At 72.2% G+C, this 22,707-nt stretch carries 18 protein-coding genes; 10 read left to right on the top strand and 8 right to left on the bottom strand.

Going from position 1 to position 22,707, the window contains the following annotated elements; genetic code table 11:
* Nucleotides 1-357: 357 nt before the first annotated feature.
* The 6 genes from AB0D53_RS26515 (at nucleotide 358) to AB0D53_RS26490 (ending at nucleotide 6,418) form a co-directional block, all read left to right on the top strand.
* Complete coding sequence (locus AB0D53_RS26515; protein ID WP_362450860.1) at nucleotides 358-1,995, top strand: ATP-binding protein; 1,638 nt, start codon at nucleotides 358-360, stop codon at nucleotides 1,993-1,995.
* Nucleotides 1,992-2,399 carry a roadblock/LC7 domain-containing protein gene (locus tag AB0D53_RS26510; protein WP_072485038.1) on the top strand — a complete coding sequence of 136 codons (408 nt, stop codon included), beginning with the start codon at nucleotides 1,992-1,994 and terminating at the stop codon, nucleotides 2,397-2,399. Before AB0D53_RS26515 ends, AB0D53_RS26510 begins: the two co-directional genes overlap by 4 nt.
* Nucleotides 2,396-2,767, top strand: coding sequence for a DUF742 domain-containing protein (locus tag AB0D53_RS26505; RefSeq protein ID WP_362450858.1), 372 nt, complete (start codon nucleotides 2,396-2,398; stop codon nucleotides 2,765-2,767). The genes AB0D53_RS26510 and AB0D53_RS26505 overlap by 4 nt, the downstream gene beginning before the upstream one ends.
* Entirely contained in the window at nucleotides 2,748-3,362 is a 615-nt protein-coding gene (locus tag AB0D53_RS26500) for an ATP/GTP-binding protein (RefSeq protein ID WP_329817410.1), read from the top strand. Before AB0D53_RS26505 ends, AB0D53_RS26500 begins: the two co-directional genes overlap by 20 nt.
* Before the next feature lie 71 nt (nucleotides 3,363-3,433).
* Entirely contained in the window at nucleotides 3,434-4,972 is a 1,539-nt protein-coding gene (locus AB0D53_RS26495) for a cytochrome P450 (RefSeq protein WP_362450855.1), read from the top strand.
* A 99-nt stretch (nucleotides 4,973-5,071) separates the two neighbouring features.
* On the top strand, nucleotides 5,072-6,418 hold the full coding sequence (locus AB0D53_RS26490; protein WP_362450853.1) for a 6-phospho-beta-glucosidase: 1,347 nt from the start codon (nucleotides 5,072-5,074) through the stop codon (nucleotides 6,416-6,418).
* Nucleotides 6,419-6,433: 15 nt separating this feature from the next.
* Here the strand turns inward: AB0D53_RS26490 and AB0D53_RS26485 are convergent, their stop codons facing one another.
* The 7 genes from AB0D53_RS26485 to AB0D53_RS26455 all read right to left on the bottom strand — a co-directional run bounded on the left by AB0D53_RS26485 (nucleotide 6,434) and on the right by AB0D53_RS26455 (nucleotide 17,747).
* Entirely contained in the window at nucleotides 6,434-8,434 is a 2,001-nt protein-coding gene (locus AB0D53_RS26485) for a hypothetical protein (RefSeq protein ID WP_362450850.1), read from the bottom strand.
* Nucleotides 8,431-9,624 carry a VWA domain-containing protein gene (locus AB0D53_RS26480; RefSeq protein WP_362450848.1) on the bottom strand — a complete coding sequence of 398 codons (1,194 nt, stop codon included), beginning with the start codon at nucleotides 9,622-9,624 and terminating at the stop codon, nucleotides 8,431-8,433. The genes AB0D53_RS26485 and AB0D53_RS26480 overlap by 4 nt, the downstream gene beginning before the upstream one ends.
* A complete protein-coding gene (locus tag AB0D53_RS26475) occupies nucleotides 9,621-11,960 on the bottom strand; it encodes a DUF5682 family protein (protein ID WP_362450846.1) in 2,340 nt (779 codons plus the stop codon). The genes AB0D53_RS26480 and AB0D53_RS26475 overlap by 4 nt, the downstream gene beginning before the upstream one ends.
* Nucleotides 11,960-13,096, bottom strand: a complete 1,137-nt coding sequence (locus AB0D53_RS26470; protein WP_362450844.1) for an AAA family ATPase — start codon at nucleotides 13,094-13,096, stop codon at nucleotides 11,960-11,962. The genes AB0D53_RS26475 and AB0D53_RS26470 overlap by 1 nt, the downstream gene beginning before the upstream one ends.
* Nucleotides 13,093-16,731 carry a DUF4132 domain-containing protein gene (locus AB0D53_RS26465; RefSeq protein WP_362450842.1) on the bottom strand — a complete coding sequence of 1,213 codons (3,639 nt, stop codon included), beginning with the start codon at nucleotides 16,729-16,731 and terminating at the stop codon, nucleotides 13,093-13,095. Before AB0D53_RS26465 ends, AB0D53_RS26470 begins: the two co-directional genes overlap by 4 nt.
* Before the next feature lie 120 nt (nucleotides 16,732-16,851).
* Complete coding sequence (locus AB0D53_RS26460; RefSeq protein ID WP_362450839.1) at nucleotides 16,852-17,295, bottom strand: hypothetical protein; 444 nt, start codon at nucleotides 17,293-17,295, stop codon at nucleotides 16,852-16,854.
* A complete protein-coding gene (locus AB0D53_RS26455) occupies nucleotides 17,289-17,747 on the bottom strand; it encodes an ATP-binding protein (RefSeq protein WP_072485028.1) in 459 nt (152 codons plus the stop codon). The genes AB0D53_RS26460 and AB0D53_RS26455 overlap by 7 nt, the downstream gene beginning before the upstream one ends.
* A gap of 207 nt (nucleotides 17,748-17,954) precedes the next feature.
* Between AB0D53_RS26455 and AB0D53_RS26450 the strand changes: the two genes are divergently transcribed.
* The 4 genes from AB0D53_RS26450 (at nucleotide 17,955) to AB0D53_RS26435 (ending at nucleotide 20,555) form a co-directional block, all read left to right on the top strand.
* Complete coding sequence (locus AB0D53_RS26450; RefSeq protein ID WP_362450836.1) at nucleotides 17,955-18,815, top strand: helix-turn-helix transcriptional regulator; 861 nt, start codon at nucleotides 17,955-17,957, stop codon at nucleotides 18,813-18,815.
* Entirely contained in the window at nucleotides 18,815-19,051 is a 237-nt protein-coding gene (locus AB0D53_RS26445) for a DUF397 domain-containing protein (protein ID WP_072485026.1), read from the top strand. The genes AB0D53_RS26450 and AB0D53_RS26445 overlap by 1 nt, the downstream gene beginning before the upstream one ends.
* Nucleotides 19,052-19,162: 111 nt before the next feature.
* Nucleotides 19,163-19,972 carry an SAM-dependent methyltransferase gene (locus AB0D53_RS26440; protein ID WP_362450833.1) on the top strand — a complete coding sequence of 270 codons (810 nt, stop codon included), beginning with the start codon at nucleotides 19,163-19,165 and terminating at the stop codon, nucleotides 19,970-19,972.
* A gap of 136 nt (nucleotides 19,973-20,108) precedes the next feature.
* Nucleotides 20,109-20,555, top strand: a complete 447-nt coding sequence (locus AB0D53_RS26435) for a YchJ family metal-binding protein (RefSeq protein WP_362450830.1) — start codon at nucleotides 20,109-20,111, stop codon at nucleotides 20,553-20,555.
* Nucleotides 20,556-20,579: 24 nt separating this feature from the next.
* Here the strand turns inward: AB0D53_RS26435 and AB0D53_RS26430 are convergent, their stop codons facing one another.
* Nucleotides 20,580-22,655: an MDR family MFS transporter gene (locus AB0D53_RS26430; protein WP_362450828.1), complete on the bottom strand. Its 2,076-nt coding sequence runs from the start codon at nucleotides 22,653-22,655 to the stop codon at nucleotides 20,580-20,582.
* Between the last annotated feature and the right edge of the window lie 52 nt (nucleotides 22,656-22,707).

The following is a 22,707-nucleotide window of genomic DNA, read 5'->3' as shown; positions in this document are numbered from 1 at the left end:
ACCGGGTCGGATCGCGCCACCTCCACCGTAACCACCGTATGTGATCGGCGGGTTGGTCTGACCGGACGCCATGACGGACTCGGAAATCGTCCCGTTCTCCGGTACGGACGATGCGGCGCCTCGCCGGATCGCGCCGAGTGTCACTCCCTGTGTGCGCCCGACGGCGGTGTGTGCAAAAACTCGTGAGTGTATTACCGCTGGAGCGCTCGCGCAGGGGGTTGGGTGAATGTGCCGAAGCACTGATTCGATCTGGCTAAGCTCACGCGCAGTGAAGTCGAGTTGATATGAATTCGAGCGCTTGTTCCCGACTGCCCTGCAAGCGTGCATACCTCCCGAATCAACCGCCAGAGGTTCTAGATGGTTCGTGTTGAATCACCGCCGATCGACCGAGAAGTCCGCGTCGCTCGTGCCGTGTTGCTGCCCGTGCTCCTGACGGGCGGCGCCACCGCTGCCGCGGTGGCACTGGTTTCCGCGGCCGCGCGCATACCAGTCGTGTGGTGCGGCGCCGTCGCCGCCGTCGTGGTCGTCGTGCTGAGCGTCCAGCTCGCCCGCCGGGCACGCGACCTGCGCAGCCAGCGCGCGGTGTACGAACGGCGCTTCGCCGAGCTGGAGCGGCGCATCGCCACCCACGACGACGAGACCGTGCGGATCAGCAAGGAGCTCCTGCCGGCCGCCATCCACCGGCTGCGCGTGGGAAATTCGCCCGAAGAGGTGCTCCGCGACGTCGTCGACGCGGACGAGCTGTACCGCGACCTCCCCGACGCCCAGCGCACCCTCGTCTACACGGTGCTGAACATCATCGACAACGAAGAGGCGATGCGTGACTCCGCGCAGCGCGCCTTCGTCAACGTCGCCCGGCGCGTCCAGGCGATCGTCCACCGCCAGGCGAGCGAACTGCGCGAGATGGAGGAGCACCACGGGCGCAACCCCGACGTCTTCGACGACCTGCTCCGCATCGACCACGGCACCGCGCTGATCGGCCGCCTCGCCGACTCCATCGCGGTACTCGGCGGCGCCCGGCCCAGCCGCCAGTGGCCCAAGCCCGTACCGCTGTTCAGCGTGTTGCGCGGCGCCATGTCGCGGATCCTGGAATACCCCCGCGTCGATCTGCACTCGATCGCCAAGGTCGCCATCATCGGCACCGCCGTCGAGCCGCTCATCCACGCCTGCGCCGAACTCCTCGACAACGCCACCCGCTACTCGCCCCCGCAGACCCGGGTGCACGTCACCGCCGTCGAGGTACAGACCGGCATCGCCATCGAGATCGAGGACGGCGGCGTCTCGCTCAGCGAGGAGGCCCGCTCGCGGGCCGAGAACATGCTCGCCAGGGCCCAGGCCGGCTCCAACATGAACGACCTCGGCGAGTCCCCGCGCCTCGGCATGGCCGTCGTCGGCCGGCTCTCGCGGATGTACGACCTCCAGGTCTCGCTGCGGCAGTCCGCGTACGGCGGTGTCCGCGCCGTGCTCATCGTGCCCCGCGCCATGATCACCACCGGGCCCGCTCCCGGGATCGCGCACGGTATCGGCGCCACGTCGAGGCCCACCAGCGACATCGACCAGGAGGCCATGAAGCACGTCGTGCCGGCCCGCCGCAAGCCCCGTACCCCCGTGGCCCAGCGGCCCGCCACCGGACCGGTCGCGCCCGTCACCCGGCCGGTCGTTCCCGCGGCCGCCATGGAGGAAGACGTCCCCGTGGTGACCGAGTGGACCGCGGGCGGGCTCCCGCAGCGCCGCAGCCGCGGCCGGGCGCCCCTGGGCTCGCACAACCTCCCGGCCCAGCCCGTCGATCCCGCCGCAGGACAGCGCAACGGCCACACGAACGGCTACACGAACGGCCACGCGAACGGCCACACCAACGGTCACGGACCCGGCGGCAAGGAGCAGCCCCCAGGACTCTGGCTGGAGGCCTTCACCAACGCGGTCAACGGTGTGCCGCAGGACCCGAAGACCGACGAAGACTCTGACGATGCGTGGGACAAGGGAGACCTGAAGTGATCCAGCAGCGGGGAAACATGGACTGGATGCTCAAGGAACTGGCCGACGACGTACCGGACATCCACCAGATCGTGGTGCTCTCCGCCGACGGTCTGCGCATCGCCCGGCACGGCGGCGACCCCGATGTCGCCGACCGCCTCGCGGCGGCCTGCGCCGGGCTGCAGAGCCTGGCCGCCGCGGTCGCCTCCGAGATCCCGTACAGCGACGGCGTCATGCGACTGGTCGTCATCGAAGTCACCGGCGGATTCTTCTACCTGATGGCCGCCGGAACGGGCGCGTACCTCGCGGTCCTCGCCGGCGAGACGGTCGACGCGGGACTCGTCGGATCGCGGATGCGCGACATGGTCGTCAGGATCGGTGCCCACCTGACGAGTCCGCCGCGCCATGACGGGCAGGCCGGATGAACTCTCCCCGACGAGAACGCCGAAAGGCCGATCCGGCACTGAGCGATCCGGAACGGCTCTATGTGATCACCGGCGATCCCGACGGCAGCGAGCGGGCACAGCTCGACCTGGTCACGATGATCGTCGCGCAGGCACAGCCGTCGCCGACGGTCCAGCCCGAGCAGGCCGTGATCCTGCGGCTGTGCCAGGCGCCGTTATCCGTCGCCGAGATCTCGGCATACCTCGGTCTGCCCTTCAGCGTGGTGACCTCGCTCCTCACCGAACTCCTCGCTGCCGGACTCATCGAATCGCGCGCACCCATCGTCCGCGCCACCCTCCCGGACAGGTCCCTTCTCGAAGCGGTGATGCATGGACTTCAGAAGCTCTGACACGATCACCGGCCCCCGGAGCGAGGACGTCCTTCCCACCACGGCGACAGCCGCGGTGAAGGTCGTGATCGTCGGCGGGTTCGGGGTCGGCAAGACGACCATGGTCGGTTCCGTCAGCGAGATCCGGCCGCTGACCACCGAGGAGACCATGACCCAGGCCGGTGTCGGCGTGGACGACAACTACGGGGTGGAGAGCAAGACCGCCACCACCGTCGCCATGGACTTCGGCCGGATCTCCATCAGCGAGGAACTGATCCTCTATCTGTTCGGCACCCCGGGCCAGGAACGGTTCTGGTTCCTGTGGAACGGCCTGTTCGAAGGCGCCCTCGGCGCGGTGGTCCTCATCGACACCCGGCGTCTCGAGGTCAGCTTCGACGTCATCGGGAGACTGGAGGAGCGCGGCGTGCCGTTCGTCGTCGCCATCAACACCTTCCCCGACGCCCCGAAACACCCCGTCGAGGCGCTGCGCAGCGCCCTGGACCTCCCCGAGGAGGTCCCGATGATCGACTGCGACGCCCGACTGCGCGGTTCCAGCCGCGACGTGCTGATGACCCTGATGCGCTATCTGCACAGTCTGGCCCTCCCGCTCGCCTGACCGCAGCACCAGAACCCCCCGCGCGCATCCCCATCAGTCCGGTACTTGGAAGCCTGATCCCTGGAGCGATCGTGACAACCCCATTCCACTACGAGCCCGGAGCGGCCCAGGGGCCGGTTCCGCCCCCCGGATGCCCGGCCCACGGCCTCGGCATCGGCCCCGGCGGGCTGCGCCGGTTCTACGGCCCGGAGGCCGAGCGGGACCCCCACGGGCTCTATGACAAGCTGCGCGCCGAACACGGCACCGTGGCCCCCGTGCTGCTTCACGGGGACGTGCCCGCCTGGCTGGTCCTCGGGCACAGCGAGAACCTGCACATGACCCGTACGCCCTCGCAGTTCTCCCGCGACTCCCGGCGGTGGCGGGCCCTGCAGGACGGCAGCGTCGCCCCGGACCACCCGCTGGCCCCGATCTTCACCTGGCAGCCGATGTGCGTGTTCGCCGACGGCGCCACCCACGAGCGCCTGCGCGGCGCGGTCACCGACAGCATGGGCCGGATCGACACCCGCGGCGTCCGCCGCCACGTCAACCGCTACAGCAACCGGCTCGTCAACGAGTTCTGCCAGCAGGGCCGCGTCGACCTGGTCAGCCAGTTCGCCGAGCGGCTGCCGATGATGGTGATGTGCGCGATCATCGGCATGCCCGAGGAGTACAACGACCGGATGGTCCAGGCCGCCCGCGACATGACCCGCGGCACGGCGACCGCCGTCGCGAGCAACGCCTATGTGCTCGACGCGCTGACCCGGCTCGTCCAGCGCCGCCGGCGCGAACCCGCGGACGACTTCGCCACCTGGCTCGTCGAGCACCCCGCCGGCCTGAACGACCAGGAGGTCAGCGAGCACCTCCGGCTGATCCTCATCGCCTCCTACGAGGCGACCGCCAACCTGATCGCCAACGTCCTGCGCATGGTGCTCACCGACCCGCGCTTCCGGGCCAGGCTCAGCGGCGGGCACATGACGGTGCCCGAGGCGGTCGAGCAGACACTGTGGGACGAACCGCCGTTCACCGCGGTCTTCGGACGCTGGGCGGTCGGGGACACCGAGCTCGGCGGCAAGCAGATCAAGGCCGGCGACGCGCTGATCGTCGGCATCGCACCGGCCAACACCGACCCGGTGGTCCGGCCCGATCTGACCGCCGACATGGCGGGCAACCGCGCCCACCTCGCGTTCAGCGGCGGCCCCCACGAATGCCCCGGCCAGGACATCGGACGCGCCATCGCGGACGTCGGCGTCGACGCCCTGCTGATGCGACTGCCCGACCTCGAACTCGCCGTCGAGGAGAGCGAGCTGAGCTGGATCGGGAACATCATGGGCCGGCACCTGGTGGAGCTCCCGGCGGACTTCGCCACGCGCGCCCCGCAGGACGACAAGGAGCCGCCGTCCATGGGGCGGCCCAACCCGCCGCGCGAGGACTGGGAAGTCCAGTCGACGGTCCGGCACACCGCACCCACCCCCGGGCGCGCCCCGGCCACGGGCGCGACAGCCACCGCTGTCGAGGAGCCGGAGGGCGCGTCCTTCGCACCGGCCGCCGTCGGCCGGATCCCGCAGCAGCGCGGCGAGTCCGCGCCGACGCGGCTGTGGCGGGCCGTTTCGCGCTGGTGGAGCGGCGGCTGACCCGAGCCGCTCCGGGGCCGTGTCCGCGAAGTCCAGCCCGCCCTGCGGGCAGACGGCGCTCCTTCGCGGACACGGCCCCGGGCCGTACCATGCACAAGCGTGAAGCTGACAATTCTGGGCGGCGGCGGATTCCGGGTTCCACTCGTGTACGGGGCGCTGCTCGCCGACCATGCCGAAGGCCGCGTAACGGCGGTCACCCTCTACGACACCGACGCCGACCGGCTCACCGCCGTGGCCCGGGTCCTCGGCGAACAGGCCGCCGGCGTACCCGACGCGCCCACCGTCACCGCCACCACCGAACTCGACGAAGCACTGCGCGGCGCCGACTTCGTGTTCTCGGCGATCCGGGTCGGCGGACTCGAAGGCCGGGCGGCCGACGAACGGGTGGCCCTCGACGAAGGCGTACTCGGCCAGGAGACGGTCGGCGCCGGCGGCATCGCGTACGGCCTGCGCACCGTGCCGGTCGCCGTCGACCTCGCACAGCGCATCGCGCGGCTCGCCCCCGAGGCCTGGGTCATCAACTTCACCAACCCGGCCGGTCTGGTCACCGAGGCCATGTCCCGTCACCTGGGCGACCGGGTCATCGGCATCTGCGACTCGCCGGTGGGCCTCGGCCGCCGCATCGCCCGGGTGCTCGGTGCCGACCCCGACCGGGCCCGGATCGACTACATCGGGCTCAACCACCTGGGCTGGGTCCGCGGACTGTACGTCGACGGCCGGGACGAACTCCCCGGGCTGCTCGCGGACCCGGAACTCCTCGGCTCCTTCGAGGAGGGCAGGCTCTTCGGCACCGACTGGCTGCGGTCGCTGGGCGCCGTCCCCAACGAATACCTGCACTACTACTACTTCAACCGGGAAGCGGTACGTGCCTACCAGGACGCCGAGCAGACCCGCGGCGCCTTCCTCCGCGAGCAGCAGGAGGGTTTCTACGCCCGGATGAAGGATCCCGCCACCCCCGCCCTGTCCGCCTGGGACCGCACCCGCGCCGAGCGCGAGGCCACCTACATGTCGGAGAACAGGGAGGTCGCCGGGGTCGGCGAGCGGGACGAGAGCGATCTGGAGTCCGGCGGCTACGAGCAGGTGGCGCTCGCCCTCATGCGGGCCGTCGCCCGCAACGAACGGACCTCGCTCATCCTCAACGTCCGCAACCGCACCACGCTTTCGGTGCTCGACGCGGACGCCGTGATCGAGGCGCCGTGCCTGGTCGACGCCAACGGCGCCCATCCGGTCGCCGCCGACCCGCTCCCGTACCACGCCGTCGGACTCGTCACCGCGGTCAAGGGCGTCGAGCGCGCGGTGCTGGACGCGGCGGGGAGCGGGTCCCGGGCCGCCGCCGTGAAGGCCTTTGCACTCCACCCGCTGGTCGACTCGGTGACCGTGGCCGGCCGCCTCGTCGACGGATACACCAAGGTCCATCCCGGTCTCGCCTACCTCAACCGGCCCTGACGTCCCACAGGGCCCTCAGCCCGCTCCGGACGAACGCAGTTCGCTGCTGACCAGGAGGTGGAGCTGGGCCGACAGCCACGCCCCGGAGCGGGCGGCGAGGGCCTCCTCGTCCGGTACGGCCCCGTCGTCCAGGGTTTCGGTGAAGGCGCGCAGCAGGGTCGCGGCGAGGGCCAGGCCGGTGCGGGACAGCGCAGTCGCCGCTTCGTCGATCCGGGCGCGGGCGGGGACGTTCAGATGGCGCAGCCCGCTGTGCGGCACCGCCGCCATGGCGGACACCGCCTCCTCCAGCGCCGCCGTCAGCGGTTCGGACGGGCGTCGTCCCACCGCCGCCAGCGCCGTGGAGCCGTCACCCGCGGCGAGATCGGGCACGACCGTCCCCGCCGGGGTGAGCACCGCGAGCGGATCGATCCGGACTCCGCCGCCGGACCGGTGCAGCGAACCGCTGATGTGTGTGGCGCCGCCCTCCAGCGCGTCGGCCAGGGCGTCCAGCGCGCCGGGGCACTCCGGCCGGTACTCCGACGTCACCAGCGCCCGGGTCCCCGCCGCGTCGCGCACCACGGCTTCGAGGCGTTGCTCGGCCGGGTCGTAACCGACGCTCTCCACCTCCGACAGTGCCACGACATGGACCGCCTCCGCCTCGACCCGCGGCCGGATCAGCCGGGGCGGCCTGCCGTCCCAGCCCGCCGTCAGGGCGGTCAGATCCCGTACGAGCAACGGGTCGGGAAGCTCCGTCCAGGCGGCGCCGACCGGAGTGATGGTGGTCGTGCCGAGCCTGCCCCGGGCGACCGTCAGCGCTCGGCTCGGGGTGCGCCGGACGCTCTCGCTGACCAGGCTTCCGGTGGCCAGCGAGCCCAGCGGTGTGGCCAGGAGACGACGGGTGGCCAGCTGGTGGGCGGAGAGCTCCTTGCCCTCGGGGGCCGTCCAGGTCTTGCGCAGCACGAGGACGGTGCCCGCGCCGGGGTGGGCGAAGTACACCTCGGAGACCAGGGACTGCGTGGTGCCGTGGACGCGGCAGCCGAGCGAGACGAGCCGGACCCGGCGCAGCGGGGTGTCCCCGGCCTCGCGGGTACCGAGCACACCGGGGTGCGCGGCGGCCCGCCGCCGGGCGTGCACCTCGGTGAGCAGGGCGGCGACCGACTCCGGGCGGTAGTGCGCGGCGCGGTCGGCGTACGCGGTGAGCTGGTCCGCCAGCTCGGCGACTGCGCCCGCCGGCCAGTGCATCGACGCGGCGGTCAGCGCGGCACCGGCACGCGCCAGGGTTCCGCCGTGCACCGGCCCGACATGGGCCACGCCCTCCGCGAGCAGCTCGTCCACCAGCCCCACGGCGGCGTCGAGAGCGGGCAGGGCCGTGGCCGGTGCGGTGGGACGGCCACCGACCTGGACGGGTACGGAGCGCTCCGCGGAGTCCATGGCGTCGGCGGCCCGGAACGCCCATACCGCGAGCGCCACCACCTCGCCGCGCAGCGCGGCCGCCGCGTCCGTCAAGGCGTGGGCGATCTCGCCGGGGACCGGGAAACGCACCGCGCAGGAGGGGAGCTCGACCCGGGGCTCGGGACGATCGGGGGAGGGACGGTGCACCACGGCGGCGTATCCCCGCTCGAAGGTGCGCCGGGCCGCGGCGAGGGGACGGGCGCCGACGGCCTCGCTCAGAGCCACGTCGCCGGTGCCGCCGGGGGACCAGTCGGTGAACGTGGCGGGGGCGCCCTCCGGATCGGCCGCGGCGCCGCGCTGATGGGCCAGCACCAGGGCGATGAGGTGGCGGCACACGCCGGGTGCGGCACAGCTGCAGTCGCCCTCGTCCAGACCGGTGCCGGGCGGCAGTGCCGCGGTGGTGCCGTCGGCGAAGCGGGCGCGCACCGTGGTGTCCGGATCGGTCGTGAGAACAGGCACCGTCCCCGTGTCCAGCTCCTTCGTGGCACGCTTGACCAGGCCGCGGTTGGCCAGTGCGGCGAGGGTCTCCGGAGTGAGGGCGAGCAGATCGGCGCGCACGGCGGCGCTGGTTCCCGCGTCGGTCATCTGCCCAGCCTCTCGGCCACGAACTCGGCGAGCCGGCCCGGTGTCATCGCCCCGATGTGCGCCCCGGCCGAGGCCAGTTGCCCGGCCGTCAGCCGGTCGTAGTCCGGCTCGGCGTCCTCGTCGAGCGCGGCCAGCCCCAGCACGGTCGAGCCCTGCTCCACCAGCCCCCGCACCGCCCGCACCAGCCGGTAGGGGTCGCCGCCCTCGTAGAAGTCGGTGATCAGCGCGACGATCGTGCGCCGGGGGTTCTCCACCAGGCCCGCGCCGTACTCCACCGCCCGCGCGATATCGGTGCCGCCGCCCAGCTGGACGCGCATCAGCAGCTCCACCGGATCGGTCACGTCGGCGGTCAGGTCCACCACCTGGGTGTCGAAGGCGACCAGGTGCGTCCTGAGGCCGGGCAGACCCCACAGGCAGGCGGCGGTCACCGCGGAGTGGATCACCGATCCGGCCATCGAACCCGACTGGTCGACCAGCAGGATCAGCTGCCACTGCGTCACATGGCGCCGGGTACGGGAGTGGAAGTGGGCGCGCTCGATGAGCAGCCGCCGTTCGGCGGGCTGGTAGTGGGCGAGGTTGGCCTTCACGGTCTGCCGGAAGTCGAAGTCCCTCGCCAGCGGAACCCGGCTCGGCCTGCGGGAGCGGGTGCCGTGGAACGCCCGGCGGACCTCCGGCCGGAGCCTGGCAAGGAGCTGCTTCACCACCGACTCGACGATGCGCCGGGCCAGCCGCAGCACCTGCGGGTTCATCAGATGCTTGGTGCGCAGCACGGCACGGAGCAGGGTCTGGCTCGGCTCGACCCGCTCCAGCACCGCGGGATCGGTGACGATCTCCTGGATCCCGTACTTCTCGACGGCGTCGCGCTCCAGACGCTCGATGGTCTCCTTCGGGAAGAGCCGGTGGATGTCGTCGAGCCAGTCGATGGCGGTCACCGCGGACGGGCCGTCGCCGCCCTCCCGGGAGGTGGTGCCGGAACGGCGCACCCCCCGTCGGGCGAGGTCGGGGTCGCGGCCGTAGAGCCAGTCGAGGGCGGCGTCGCGACCGGCGTTGCCCGGACCGAGCGGCCCGGTGTGCCGTTCGGCGGCGGAGCCGAGGACCAGCCGCCACCGCTCCAGGCCCGCGTCGGGAGCCGTGCCGGTCCCCTCTTGGGGCACAGGTGCCCGGCCGGGAGCTTGTTCGGGCGTGGTCATGGGGTGGCTTCCAGTTCGTATCGGACCAGCAGGCGGGACACGGATTCCTCCAGGGCGCGGGCCCGGGCGATCAGCAGCGGGTCCGCGGTGGTACGCAGCAGGGAACGCGACGAGCCGCGCACCCCACGCCGTTCCAGCAGACGGCCGGCGATCCGGTCCCGTTCGCGCGGCGGGAAGAACGCGAAGGCCTGCCGCAGCGCGGGCAGTCCGGACAGGAACGCGTCGTCGGGCAGTGCGCAGACCAGGCCGTCCAGCACATCGATCAGCGATTCGGCACCCTCGCCGTCGTCGCTGCCCACCGCGCCCGTCACCTCGTCGCGGGCGAGCGCGAACAGCCCGGCCAGCCAGTCGCCGAGGGCGTCCGTACCGGCCCTCGCCACGGTGCGCACCGCCTCGGCCGGGTCTCCGGCCGCGCCCGGGACCTGCCCGAGCGAGCGGTGCAGTCCGAACGCGGCCCCGCGCAGATCGATCGGTGCCTCGGGATCGCCCGCGATCCGCCAGGCGATGCCGGCCGTGGTCTCCCGGGTCGAGGAGAGCAGCTCCGGTGCGTGCAGCACCGCGTCGCGCACCGCGACCACGGCCCGCAGCCGGGAGAAGTCCACCCCCGACGAGCCGCGCGCGCCCTCCAGGAGCCACAGCAGCCGCTCCGTCGCCCCGTCGATCACGGTGCCGAGCAGTGGACCGTGCGCCATGCCGTAGACCCGGTCGTGCCGCCACAGCCCGAGCGCCGTGGCGAGCACCTCTCCGAGCGGACCGGGCATGGGCAACTCACGTACCCGGCAGGCGAGTTCGCCGAGCAGTTGATCCGACAGGCCGTCGGCCCCGCACAGCACGGCGTCGAACAGCGCCTGCGCCAGGTGACCGGCCTCCGCCGAGCCGGCCCGCGTCCGCCCGGTGAGCGCGACGGCCGCCGCCTCGGCCAGCGTCGCCCCGTACGCGCCCGCCTCCACCAGCGCGGCCTCGCGCCCCACGACGGGCCGCGCCTCCCAGAGCTCGGTGAACACCGGGTCGGCACCGTGCGCGGGACCGGAGGTCCTGACGTGGCCGGGGATCCCCAGCACCCGTAGCCGGTGGAGCGTCCGGCTGCGTTCCAGACCGGCGGCGTCCGTGAGGTCGAGGCGGTACGTGGCCTCCGGACCGCCGTCCAGCGCCAGCCCGGCCAGCTGCGCCGCGACGTCGTGGACCAGGGGCGGCGCCGGAGTGCCGGGATGGAGCCGCCCGGTGCGGTCGCCGCCGCAGGCCGCGACCATCTCGACCACCACGGGATGGGTGCCCGCCGTCACGGTGTCCCGGCCCGTCCACGGCAGCGGGCGGTCCAGGTCGTCCGTGATCAGGGCGCCCGCCAGGCCGTCCAGCACATCGATCCTGGCGGGGCGCGGATGGCCGCGCAGCGCCGTGAGTCCCTGGGCCAGGCTCCGGGCGGCGATCAGATCGGCGGTGGACACCGGGAACTTCCGCGCCCGCAGCCGCTCGACGACCACCCGCAGCAAGCCGTCCGCCGCGGCCTCGGGACCCTCCTCCCACACCCGCTGGTAGTAGCCGGGCGACGGCATCCCCGACTGGTACCCGGCGAAGGCGTCCAACTGCCGGAAGGAGTACGGCACGAGGAAGCTCCCGGCCATGGCGTCGTCCGGTGCGGCGGGCACGCTGGGCCAGCCGTCCTCGCCCCGATCCCAGCCGTCGCCGCCCGGCTCACCGGACCCGGCGAGCGCACGGAGCGCGGGCTGGTGGAAGCCACCGGTGACCACCAGAACCGGCCGGTTCCCGGCAGCATCCACCGCCGCGCGCACCCACGCGGCCATGTACGTCTCCCGGGCCCGGTCGCCCGCGTCGGCCTCCGCGTCGCCCCGGACCAGCGCGAAGTACGCGTCGAGCCGCTCGGCGAGACCCTCTTCCGGCTCGACCTCGAACAGGCGGTCCCACAGAACGTCGGAGGAGTCCACCGCGAAGTGCCGGCACAGCCGCTCCGTGGCCTGGGCATGGCGCGCCTCCGCGTCGGCATAGCGATTGGTGCGCTCGGCGAAGGCCGGATGCCAGGCCGGCAGATCGATGAAGCGGACCTCCGCCCCGGCCGCCCGCCCCGCCCGCAGCGCGACCCACTCCGGCGAGTAGTCGCACAGCGGGGCCCAGGACGTCGCGGCCCGCTCCCCGTCGCGGTAGTGACTGAACACCGCGACCGGCAGCTCGTGCCCGAGCAGCAGTTCGTCCAGCCGCCCGTTCATCTCGGCGGGGCCCTCGATCAGCACCTGGGCGGGCCGGAGCTCACCGATGGTCCGCTCGACCAGCCGTGCGCAGGCGGGGGAGTGGTGACGCACCCCCAGGAACACCGCGGACATCAGTCGGCCAGCAGATGGCGTGCGTCGTGCAGGGCCTTCCACTGCGGACCGCGACGGTGCGGCACCTGCTGCTCCAGATAGCGCCGCAACCGGGCCAGGTCCTCCGGGCTGTCCTTCGCCGCCGTACCGGCCAGACAGGCCACCACATCGGCGGCACTGCCGGGCTCGCCGCGCAGGAACCAGCCGCGCACCCCGACGGCATGGGCGACGGACACGGCCTCCGCCGTACTCATCACGGCCGAGGGCCGGTCCTGACCGGAGCCGGACCCGCCCCGCTCACCGGCCCCCGCGCGCAGTTCCCGGAACGTACCGACCAGGACCTCCAGCACCTCCCGGTCCGGCGGCGGCTCCACCCCGGAGCGCCGCAGCAGGGTCGTCACCTCGGCCTCCACCAGGGCCAGTTCGGTGTCCAGGTCGGGGATCGGGAAGACCGTCTCGAAGTTGAACCGCCGCTTGAGGGCGGCGCTCATCTCGTTGACACCCCGGTCCCGGGTGTTGGCCGTGGCGATGACATTGAAACCCTGCCGGGCGAAGACCATGCCGTCGGGCCCGGCCAGCTCGGGGATGGCCACCACCCGCTCGGAGAGCAGCGACAGCAGTGAGTCCTGCACCTCCAGCGGACAGCGGGTGATCTCCTCGAACCGGACGAGCCTGCCCTCCGCCATGCCGCGCAGCATCGGGGCGGGGACGAGCGACCGGGTGGAGGGCCCCTCGGCGACCAGCAGCGCGTAGTTCCAGCCGTACTTGATCTGGTCCTCGGTGGTGGCCGCACCGCCCTGCACCGTCAGCGTCGAGTCCCCGCTGACCGCTGCCGCGATCAGTTCGGACAGCAGCGACTTGGCGGTGCCCGGCTCTCCGACCAGCATCAGGCCGCGGTTCGTCGCCAGCGTCACCAGAGCCCGGTCCACCAGGGAGGGGTTGCCGACGAACTTCCGGCCGATGCCCGTCTCCACGTCACCGATGACGAACCGGCGCGCGGCACGCAGACTCAGTTCCCAGCCGGGCGGACGCGGATCGCGGTCGTCCGCCCGCAGGTACGCCAGTTCCTCGGCGTACCGCACCTCGGCCGGGGGCCGCTGCACCGGTGCCGCACCGCCGTCCGGCGCTTCGCCCCTGATCGCGTCCCGCCCGGTCACGATGCGCCGCCCTCGGTGAGTTCGGCCAGGTCGACGAGGAGTTCGGACAGGGTCACCGCGTCCAGCCCGGTGAACCGGAGCGAGTGGGTGCGCCGCGTCCAGTGGTCGTCGGGCCGATCGTCGAGCCAGACCGTCTCCAGAACCTGCTCGGGGAACATGTCGACCACACCGACCGCGATGCCGGGGTCCAGCGCGATCACGAGGTAGCAGTCGTCGCTCAGCCGCTTGGAGATCCAGCGCTCCACCCCGGCGTCCTGCGGGACACCGCGTCGCCAGCCGCGCCGCTCCAGCCCGAGCACCTTCCCGATCGGCACCTTCAGGCCCTCGAACCGGGTGAGCCGGTACTCCCCGGCCTCCCCCTCGGGCAGCGTGAGCACGGTGCGCCCGAGCTGCGGGAACGGCTGGAGGATCTCGTAGTCGGCGAACACCTCGGCCCAGGCCGCCAGTTCGTCGCCCAGGTGCAGCGGGTGCGCGAGCCACACGGTCGCGTCGTCGGGCAGGACGAAGACATCGTCCTCGGCGTCGGCGAACGTGCGGTCCTCCGCGACCCGGAACGCCGTGCGCTGCGCACCCTCCGTCCCGCTCAGCCACACCAGCCGGCGCACCAGGTGCCACAGCAGCGGATGACCGACGAACAGCTCCTGGAACTCCTGGGCCGTCCAGGACCGTCCGGCCACCATCGCGGCCTCCAGCCGCCTCACCTGGTCCGAGGCGACCGTCCGGACGTCCTTCTTGAGCGCCATGAACCGCTTGCGCTCCGCGGGGGCGAGCTCCGCGTCGTCCCGGGCGCCCGGCTTCGGGAGGTCCTTGCGGAGCTTGCCTTCACCGTCCAGCACGTACGGGCGCAGCTGCTCGTCGAAACCGACCGTGAACGAACGGGTGCCGTAGTCGACGACCGTAGAGCCGTCCGGGTCCAGGCCGAAGTCCGGGACCAGACGGTCGGAGAGCTGCTCCCCGGTCAGCCCCAGCCCCGCGGCGACCTCGGCGATCTTCTCCTGGGCCCGCACCTTGAGCGCCTTGAACTTCACCCGCTGCGAGATGCCGTGCAGATGCAGCAGCGCCACGTCGCTGCCGATGGACGCCAGCACGTCGAGCCCTTCCACCGCCCGGTGGTGTGCCCCCTCACCGGGCCAGGCGCGGATGATCGGTGTGAGCCGGCGGACCGTCCCGTCGTCACCCAGCAGGCCCAGCGCGTGCAGGGCCCACGACTCCTTGGCCGGCATGTTCGCCAGCCGCCACTGCTCGAAGAGGGACCAGGCGAATTCGGCGAGCGAATCGGCTGTGGCCGTTTCGGTCAGCGCGGCGATTCCCGGATACACCTCACCGGGCCTCGACAGCGCCAGCATCATCAGTGCGTGGCGCGCCGACGCCACCGGCAGCGCGCCGCCGGACCGGACCAGGATCTGCGGCAGCACCGAGGGCTCCGCCCAGCCCGGCAGCACCGGCATCCTGACCGGCAGGGCCCGCTCCAGCGGGTCCGCGGCCAGCAGCCCGTCGACCGCGGACGCCGCCTCCGCGCCGTATCCCCGGGCGGCCTCGCGCACCACGGCGTCGCCGTGCACCGTGGCGATCAGCGTCAGCGCCTGCTCGGCGGAGCGCCGCGCGGTGCCCGCCTTGCCCACGGCGTCCGGCACCAGGAGCGGGGCGGCCGCCACGCCGTGCCGGGTGAACCAGGCACGGGCGGTGGTCGCGGTGGACTTGAGCCGGACCGCCCAGTCGGCCATGGACCGGGCGACCTCGACATCGACGTACGGGAGCAGCAGCGGGGCGAGCGTACTCGGCTGCCGGGGCACGGCGCGCAGGAGCAACGGCAGCGCGGCCAGGCCGAAACGCGCGGCGATCGGCTTGAGAGTGTCCTCGGCGTCCCACAGGTCGGTCGGATCCCAGGCCGCAAGGAGCGGGGCGACCACGTCCTCGTCGCCGTGGACGAACACCCACGCGGGTCGCAGACCTTCCCCGGACGGGTTGTGGCGCAGGACGTCGAGGCACTCGCCGAGATCGCCCTTGTTCTGCTTGGTGGTGTACCAGGAGGAGGTGGCCGCCCAGGCGGCCCGTTCCTCGGGCAGCCACTCCAGGGCGGGCTCGGACACGGCCGTCAGCCCTGTCACCGCCTTGCTCTTGACGGTGGTGCGGGGCCGGGACCACGGCGGGGCCGTCAGCACCGCCGGCAGGGCGTCCGCCGGCGCGTCGGCGATCAGGTCCGCCGGATTGAGCAGCGGTTCGACGATCTCCACGACGTCGGGGCCGAGATCGCCGAGCAGCGGCGTCAGCAGCTCACGGCAGGCGCCGACATGACTCCGGAGCAGCTGCAAGGACCGGGACGCCGCAGCGGAACCGCCACCCGCCTCCGCGGCCAGCAGACGCGCCGCGCGCACCGGATAGCGGCGCATGGCTTCCAGGAGCGAGGGGCGGACGTGCTTGGAGTCCGCATGCGCCAGCAGGCCGAGGAATGCCTCGTCGGTGGGCAGCTCCGCCAGGGCCTCGGCGGCGAGTTTCACGTGGTCCGAGTAGTAGTGGTTGCCGTCGAGGGTGGCGGCCAGTGGCCGGGAGACGGCCGGCCCGATGCCCTCGGCCACCGTGGCGATGATCGCGATGCCCAGGGTGAAGTCCGGGCGGTAGGGGAGCAGTGCCAGCTGGTCGGCCGAGTACAGCGAGCTGAACACCATGGCACGCAGGGTGCGGTCCTGCTCCGCGCCCACCGCGGGGTCGGCGCAGAGCTCGTCCACCCAGTGGGTCTCGCTCGGCACCAGGTAGGAAACGATGATCTTGCGCATCACATCGGTGCGGCACCTGGCCAGTGCCTCGACCGCCGCCCGGTACGTCTCCTCGTCGGCCGAGGCGAGCAGCGAACGGACCCGGTCGATCGGCGCTCGGTGGTGCCAGGACCAGTACGAGTGGCGGGGGCCCGCGAGCGCCAGCAGCCGGGGTGCGCCCCGCTTGAGCCCGCTCTGCTGCCAGTCGGCGTCGACCGAGAACACCTCGGTCGCGGTCACCGCGGCGAACGGCAGGCCGTGGCGTTCGGACCAGAAGTCCGCCCACCCCGATACGCCCACGATCGCGGCCAGCGCGGCGGCACCGGCCGGTGAGGGGCTTCCGCCGAGGTGTGCGCGCAGCGACTCGGCCGACGCGGCGTCCGAATGGGGAGAGTCCGCGAACTCCCGGATCCAGGAGGCGTCTTCCGAGAGCCTGGCCTCGATCGCGTCGAACGTCTCCCGCCGGATCCTGGCCGGCCCCCGTCGCACTCCGCCGCGCCGGGGGTGGAGCGCCCGCTTCCAGTTCGCGGGCAGGGCGAAGGTGTCCTCGTCCGGGAGAACGGGTGTGTCCTCCTGCCGAACCGCATCGGGAGCGGCCGCGGCTGTCGCGGCGTCGTCCGGAGCGGGGGTGGTGGCAGCGGGGGCGGCGACAGCGGCAGCCGGGGCCGAAGCCGATGCCGCGACCTCGCGGTATCCCTTCTTCTCCTTCTCCGCGATCGTCCTGACGACCTGTGCCGTCGCAGCCTCTGCCGACGCGTACTCCTTGGTCTGCGTACGTCCGTCGCTTCCGCACCGTCCGTAGCGCACCGTCACCACGGCGCCCTCGGCCTCGGTCTCCCAGAACTTCGACGCAGTGCCCTCGACGTATTCCCAGCGGCGCACGGCCCCGCCCCTTCCCGCCCGCAGCCCGCTCCGCCGCGGGCTTTTCGATCAGTGGTGCCACACTAGAACGGGCCACTGACAACGCAGCGTGACCGGGGCCCGGCGAGATGAATCAGCAGGTCAGGGGGCGGAGATGGCGCGCTCGCCGCCGGACGGCGCCCACGACGGCGCCACTCCGGTCACCTGGCACACCATCAGGAAGAGCGGGATGGGCGGGGTGTACGGCGTGCGGTTGTCCGGCTGGTGGATCAGCCGGGGCCGGACCGCGGGGACGTACGCCCCCTTCGCGTACGCGGCCTGCGGGGGCCAGTCCAGATCGAGGTCGGAGCCGGCGGGCACGATCCACCACCAGCGCTCGGCGTCCGCGAACACGCAGCCCGTGCGCGGCAGGTGCGACATCAGCCGGAAGCCGTACCGGGCCGGTACCCCCACCGCGTCACAGCCCAGGCTCGCCGACAGCGCGGGCGGCAGCGGCAACCGCACCGTGCCCGTCGCGCCGACGGGCGGCCGGGGCTCACGGGTGCGCCGGGTGCCGAGCAGATGGGACATGGCGTTCTTCAGCATGAGCGCTCCGAGCCGTGCGGCAGTTCCGCCCAGACGATGCGTCCCGAGCCGTTGCCCGCGTCGCGGGAACCCCAGGAGCTGCACATCGCGTCGACGAGCAGCAGGCCGCGTCCGTGCTCGTCGTCGGAGGTCCGGCGCAGCTGCGGCCCGCCGGGCTGGTGTCCTTGGTCCTGTACGGCTATGCGCAGCCGCCTGTCGAGGCGGCGCAGCTCGCACACGACGCGGGAGCTCATGGTGTGCACCACCGCGTTGGTGACCAGCTCGGAAACGATCAGGAGCGCCGAGTCATGGGCGTCCGCGTCCAGCCGCCACTTGTCGAGCCGGGCGCGGGTCAGCCTGCGTGCACCGGCCACCGACTCGGGGTGCGCGGGCAGGGCGAAGCAGTACCGGAGCGCCTCCGTCCCGGGACTGAGATCCATGAGCCGGGGGATGAGCGCACTGCCAGGTGCCACAACCGATTCCTCACAGTGGGGGCTGCGTCACGCTCCGCGTTCCCACGCGAATGAGGGCGGGCGAGACTTCGTGAACTGGTTCACTCACCAACTCTCCCCCTGTCCTGAACACTTGGCAAGGGGCACTCTGAAATTTTCAGAGTGGCTGTGTTCTGGGTGGCCCGCGCATGGCACACTGCTCGCAAACAGCGCATGGGGAGGTCTGAAGTGAGCGAACCGCGGTCCGCCCCGACCGTGGGTCAGGTCGTTCTCGGCAAGCGCCTGCAGGATCTGCGGGAGCGCGTCGGCCTGAGCCGTGACCAGGCCGCCAAGGTGCTGCGGGTCGCACCTGCGACGATACGCAGGATGGAGACCGCCGAGGTCGCTCTCAAGATCCCCTATGTGCAGATGCTGCTGAAGGCGTACGGCGTCCTGGACGACGAGGCCGAGGCCTTCGTGGAACTCGCGGAGGAGGCGAACAAACCCGGCTGGTGGCAGCGGTTCCACGACGTGCTGCCCGACTGGTTCAGCATGTACGTCAGCCTGGAGGGCGCCGCGAGCCTCCTGCGCATGTACGAGCCGCACTTCGTCCCCGGACTGCTGCAGACCGAGGACTACGCGCGTTCGGTGATGCGCACCGGAGCCGTGGGCCAGACCAGACCCGAGGACATAGAACGCCATGTGGCGCTGCGGATGCAGCGCCAGTCCCTGCTCACCAGACCGGACGCCCCGAAGCTGTGGGTGGTGATGGACGAGACGGTGCTGCGCCGCCCCGTCGGCAGCGTCGAAGCGATGCGGGAGCAGATCGACCGGCTGCTCGAAGCGACCGAGATGCCGCATGTGACGCTCCAGATCGCGGAGTTCTCGACCGGACACCACCCTGGCACCTACGGCCCCTTCGTCCTCTTCCGCTTCGGCGTCCCCGAACTCCCCGACATGGTCTACAGCGAGTACCTGACCGGAGCCGTCTACTTCGACGCGCGCCCCGAGGTGGCCTCCTACCTCGAAGTCATGGACCGCATGGCGGCTCAGGCCGCGACTGCACAACGCACGAAGGAAATCCTCCGGGACTTCCGCAAGGAGCTGTGATGGATCCCATATACAACGGCATGCCGGCCGCCGAACTCGGCTCCGAGGGCTGGCACAAGCCGTGGAGCGGTGGGAACGGGGGCAACTGCGTCGAGGCGATGAAGCTGTCCGACGGCAGAATCGCCGTGCGTCAGTCCGCCGATCCCGACGGTCCGGCCCTGATCTACACCCCCCGTGAGATCGCGGCGTTCATCCAGGGAGCCAAGTCCGGTCAGGCGGACTTCCTGCTCACCTGAGGTCGCGGCCCGGCCGCCCGCACCGGGTTTCTTGCCCGAACCCGGAGCGCCGGAGCCGACCGGGCCTCACACTCTTGTTGTTCGCCGACCTATGGACCCATGGAGCGCGCTATGACCGGGCACGACCCCCGAGCCATCGAGATCGACACCACCAAGCCCCATCCCGCCCGGATGTACGACTGGTTCCTCGGTGGCAAGGACAACTACCCGGTCGACGAAGAGATGGCCCGCCAGCTGCTCGCCCTCGACGCGCGGGGGCGGGACATGGCCCGGGTCAACCGGGCCTTCATGCACCGGGCCACCCGATGGCTGGCCGAGAACGGCATCCGCCAGTTCCTCGACATCGGCACCGGCATACCGACCGAGCCGAATCTCCACCAGATCGCCCAGCGGACCGCCCCGGACGCGCGCATCGTCTACTGCGACAACGACCCCATCGTCCTCGCACACGCGGCGGCCCTGCTGCGCTCCACCCCGCAGGGCGCCACCGAGTACATCCAGGCCGACGCCCGCAAGCCGGAGGCCATCCTCGAAGAGGCCGGCAGGGTGCTCGACTTCGACAAGCCGATCGCCCTGTCGCTCCTCGCCCTCCTGCACTTCCTGGGCGACGAGGACGGCGCGGCCGAACTCGTCGACCGCCTCGTCGAGCGCCTCGCCCCCGGCAGCTACCTGGTGCTCTCGCACACCACCGGGGACTTCGACCCCGAAGGCGCGGCGCAGGCGTCCGCCATGTACCGGGCCCGGGGGATGACGCTGCGCCTGCGCTCCCACGCCGAGGTCACCACCTTCTTTGACGAGCTGGAACTCGTCGAGCCCGGCGTCTCGCTCTCCGCGGACTGGCACCCGGAGCTCGGCGAGGTCATCGAGGTCGCCGGCGACGACCCGATCCCGGGCTACGCGGGCGTCGCCCGCAAGGCATGATCCAGGGCCTCTCGTCCGGATCATGCCGGGCACGCGGGGTCCGGCACGCACGCCCGGCCCCGGCCCCGCGCCGACGGCCGGCCGGGCAGCACCCCCGGCTCCCCGGGCCGGCCGCACCGCGGGCCACAATGGACGCATGTCACGACGCACCACACGACCGGGGCGCCCCGCCGCCGGAGCACGGACCCCCGCCGTCACCGCGGAGTCACCGTGCCCCTGCGGCCTGCCCGCCGGCTACGCACAGTGCTGCGGCCGCCTGCACGCCGGGGCCGCCGCCGCACCGAGCTGCGAGGCGCTGATGCGCTCCCGGTACGCCGCCTTCGTCGTCCGGGACGAGGCGTACCTGCTGCGCACCTGGCACCCCGACACCCGGCCGCCCACCGTCGACTTCGATGCCGCGATGCGCTGGGTGCGCCTGGAGGTGCTGGAGACGACCGAGGGCAGCGCGTTCCACACCACGGGCACGGTCACCTTCCGTGCGCACTACACGGACAACGGGCGGCCCGGCTCACTCCACGAGAAGAGCCGCTTCGTCCGCCACGAGGGCGCCTGGGTGTACGCGACCGCGGTCTTCGTCGACTGACACGCGGATACGGCGTCCGGCCCCTCAGCCCGCCGTCCCCGCCAGGGCCTTCCGCGGTGACAGCTGCTGCGCCAGGTCCTCCGCCAGCAGCCGTTTGGCGATCACGTCCACCGCCGCCCGCAGCTGCCGGTCGTCCGGGCGCGCCCCGTGCTCGTCCAGGCGCTCGCCCAGCCACCGTGCCCACGCCTCGGTGATCGCGGCGGCCTCTCGGCTCCCGGCGGCGGTGTGCGTGAACAGATGACCGTCGCCGGTGAGATAGCCCTCCTCGATCATCCGGTCGAAGACCGGCACCAGCACCTCGGGCGGCAGCCGGTGCCGGGCCGCGATCAGCCGCAGACCCGCGTGGCCCACCATCCGCGTGAACAGCTCGACCTGCATCACCGCCCAGGCGCCCGCCATGTCCAGCCGGGTGTCCGAGCCCGCGACGATCGTCCGGGCCGTGTCTGGGCCCGCCTGGCGCAGGATCTTGGCCACGGCGAATTCCAGCAGCCTGGCCGGGTCTCCGGTGGTGGGCTGCGCGAAGCCCTCGCCCATGTCCGTCGAGCCGGCCCGGGCCGTGTCCCGCAGCTTCACCTCCTTCAGGAAGAGCGCCACGAAGAAGCCCAGGACCGCGACCGGCACCGTCCACAGGAACACGGTGTGCAGCGTGTCCGCGTACGCCTGGGCCAGCGGCGCCGACTGCGCGGGGGGAAGGGCGTGCAGCCCCGCCGGGCTCTGCGCGGCCTTCGTCAGCGTCGCGGGGTCGCCTCCGGCCCGCGCCGCCGCCGCGATCCCGTCGGTCAGATTGGGCTTCAGCGCATTGGCGTAGATGGTGCCGAAGACCGCCGTGCCGAAGGAGCTGCCGAGCGTACGGAAGAACGTCACACCCGATGTCGCCGTGCCCAGGTCCGCGTAGTCGACCGTGTTCTGCACGGCGATCGTCAGCACCTGCATGGCCAGACCGATGCCGGTTCCGAGCACCAGCATGTACAGCGACTCCAGCCACACCCCGCTGTCCGGGCCCATCCGGGAGAGCAGATACAGCCCCACCGCCATGACCAGCGAGCCGATGATGGGGAACAGCCGGTACCGGCCCGTCTTGGAGACCACGTTGCCGCTGAAGATCGAGGCGACGAGCAGCCCGAGCACCATCGGCAGCGTCCTCACGCCCGACAGGGTCGCGGAGTCCCCGTCCACGTACTGCAGATACGTCGGCAGGAAGATCATCGCGCCGAGCATCGCGAAGCCCACGATGAAGCTCAGGACCGAGCAGACGGTGAAGACCGGATTCCGGAAGAGCCGCATGGGCAGCATCGGCTCCGCGGCCCGGAACTCCACGAGGCAGAAGAGCGCCAGGGCGACGAGGCCGCCCGCGAAGAGACCGAGGATGACGGGCGAGCCCCACGCGTACTCGTTGCCGCCCCAGCTCGTCGCCAGGATCAGGGCGCTCGCGCCGACCGTGACCATCGCGATGCCCGCATAGTCGATGACGGGCCGGCCCGCGGCCTTGACCGAGGGGATCGTCCGGGCCGCGGCGATCACCACCGCGATGGCGATCGGCACATTGACGTAGAACGCCCAGCGCCAGCTCAGATGGTCGGTGAAGAGCCCGCCGAGCAGCGGCCCGATCACCGTCGACACCCCGAAGACCGCGCCGATCGCGCCCTGGTACTTGCCGCGCTCGCGCAACGGGATCACATCGGCGATCAGTGCCATCGACGTGACCATCAGACCGCCGGCGCCGATGCCCTGCAATCCGCGCCAGACGATCAGCAGCGTCATGTTGGTCGCGAGACCGCAGAGGAACGAACCGGTGATGAAGATGATCGCCGACAGCTGGAAGATGATCTTCCGGCCGAACAGGTCGCCGAACTTGCCCACCAGGACCGTCGCCACCGTCTCCGCGAGCAGATACGCGGTGACCACCCAGGACATGTGGGCGGCGCCGCCGAGATCCGAGACGATCGTCGGCAGCGCGGTGCCGACGATCGTCTGGTCCAGGGCGGCCAGCAGAATTCCCAGCACGATCGTCGCGAAGACGATGTTCCGGCGGCGCGGATCGAGCAGGGGCGGCGCGGCGGCACTCTGCGCGGCGGGTGCGGTCTCGCTGGCAGTGGTCACGCTTGCACCATCACACCGGCCCGCGCCTCGCGCATGTGGGGGACGCCCGGAC

The organism is Streptomyces sp. NPDC048295 (genome assembly GCF_040652135.1).
Classification (GTDB): Bacteria; Actinomycetota; Actinomycetes; order Streptomycetales; family Streptomycetaceae; genus Streptomyces.
Note: the sequence above shows the minus strand (reverse complement) of the source record. Positions and strands in the feature narration are given on the sequence as shown.

Excerpts from the sequence above, each read along its gene's own strand:
- AB0D53_RS26515 (WP_362450860.1), top strand. The coding sequence starts at position 358 with ATGGTTCGTGTTGAATCACCGCCGATCGACCGAGAAGTCCGCGTCGCT.
- AB0D53_RS26505 (WP_362450858.1), top strand. The coding sequence starts at position 2,396 with ATGAACTCTCCCCGACGAGAACGCCGAAAGGCCGATCCGGCACTGAGC.
- AB0D53_RS26500 (WP_329817410.1), top strand. The coding sequence starts at position 2,748 with ATGGACTTCAGAAGCTCTGACACGATCACCGGCCCCCGGAGCGAGGAC.
- AB0D53_RS26485 (WP_362450850.1), bottom strand. The coding sequence starts at position 8,434 with ATGACCGACGCGGGAACCAGCGCCGCCGTGCGCGCCGATCTGCTCGCC.
- AB0D53_RS26480 (WP_362450848.1), bottom strand. The coding sequence starts at position 9,624 with ATGACCACGCCCGAACAAGCTCCCGGCCGGGCACCTGTGCCCCAAGAG.
- AB0D53_RS26475 (WP_362450846.1), bottom strand. The coding sequence starts at position 11,960 with ATGTCCGCGGTGTTCCTGGGGGTGCGTCACCACTCCCCCGCCTGCGCA.
- AB0D53_RS26460 (WP_362450839.1), bottom strand. The coding sequence starts at position 17,295 with ATGCTGAAGAACGCCATGTCCCATCTGCTCGGCACCCGGCGCACCCGT.
- AB0D53_RS26445 (WP_072485026.1), top strand. The coding sequence starts at position 18,815 with ATGGATCCCATATACAACGGCATGCCGGCCGCCGAACTCGGCTCCGAG.
- AB0D53_RS26440 (WP_362450833.1), top strand. The coding sequence starts at position 19,163 with ATGACCGGGCACGACCCCCGAGCCATCGAGATCGACACCACCAAGCCC.
- AB0D53_RS26435 (WP_362450830.1), top strand. The coding sequence starts at position 20,109 with ATGTCACGACGCACCACACGACCGGGGCGCCCCGCCGCCGGAGCACGG.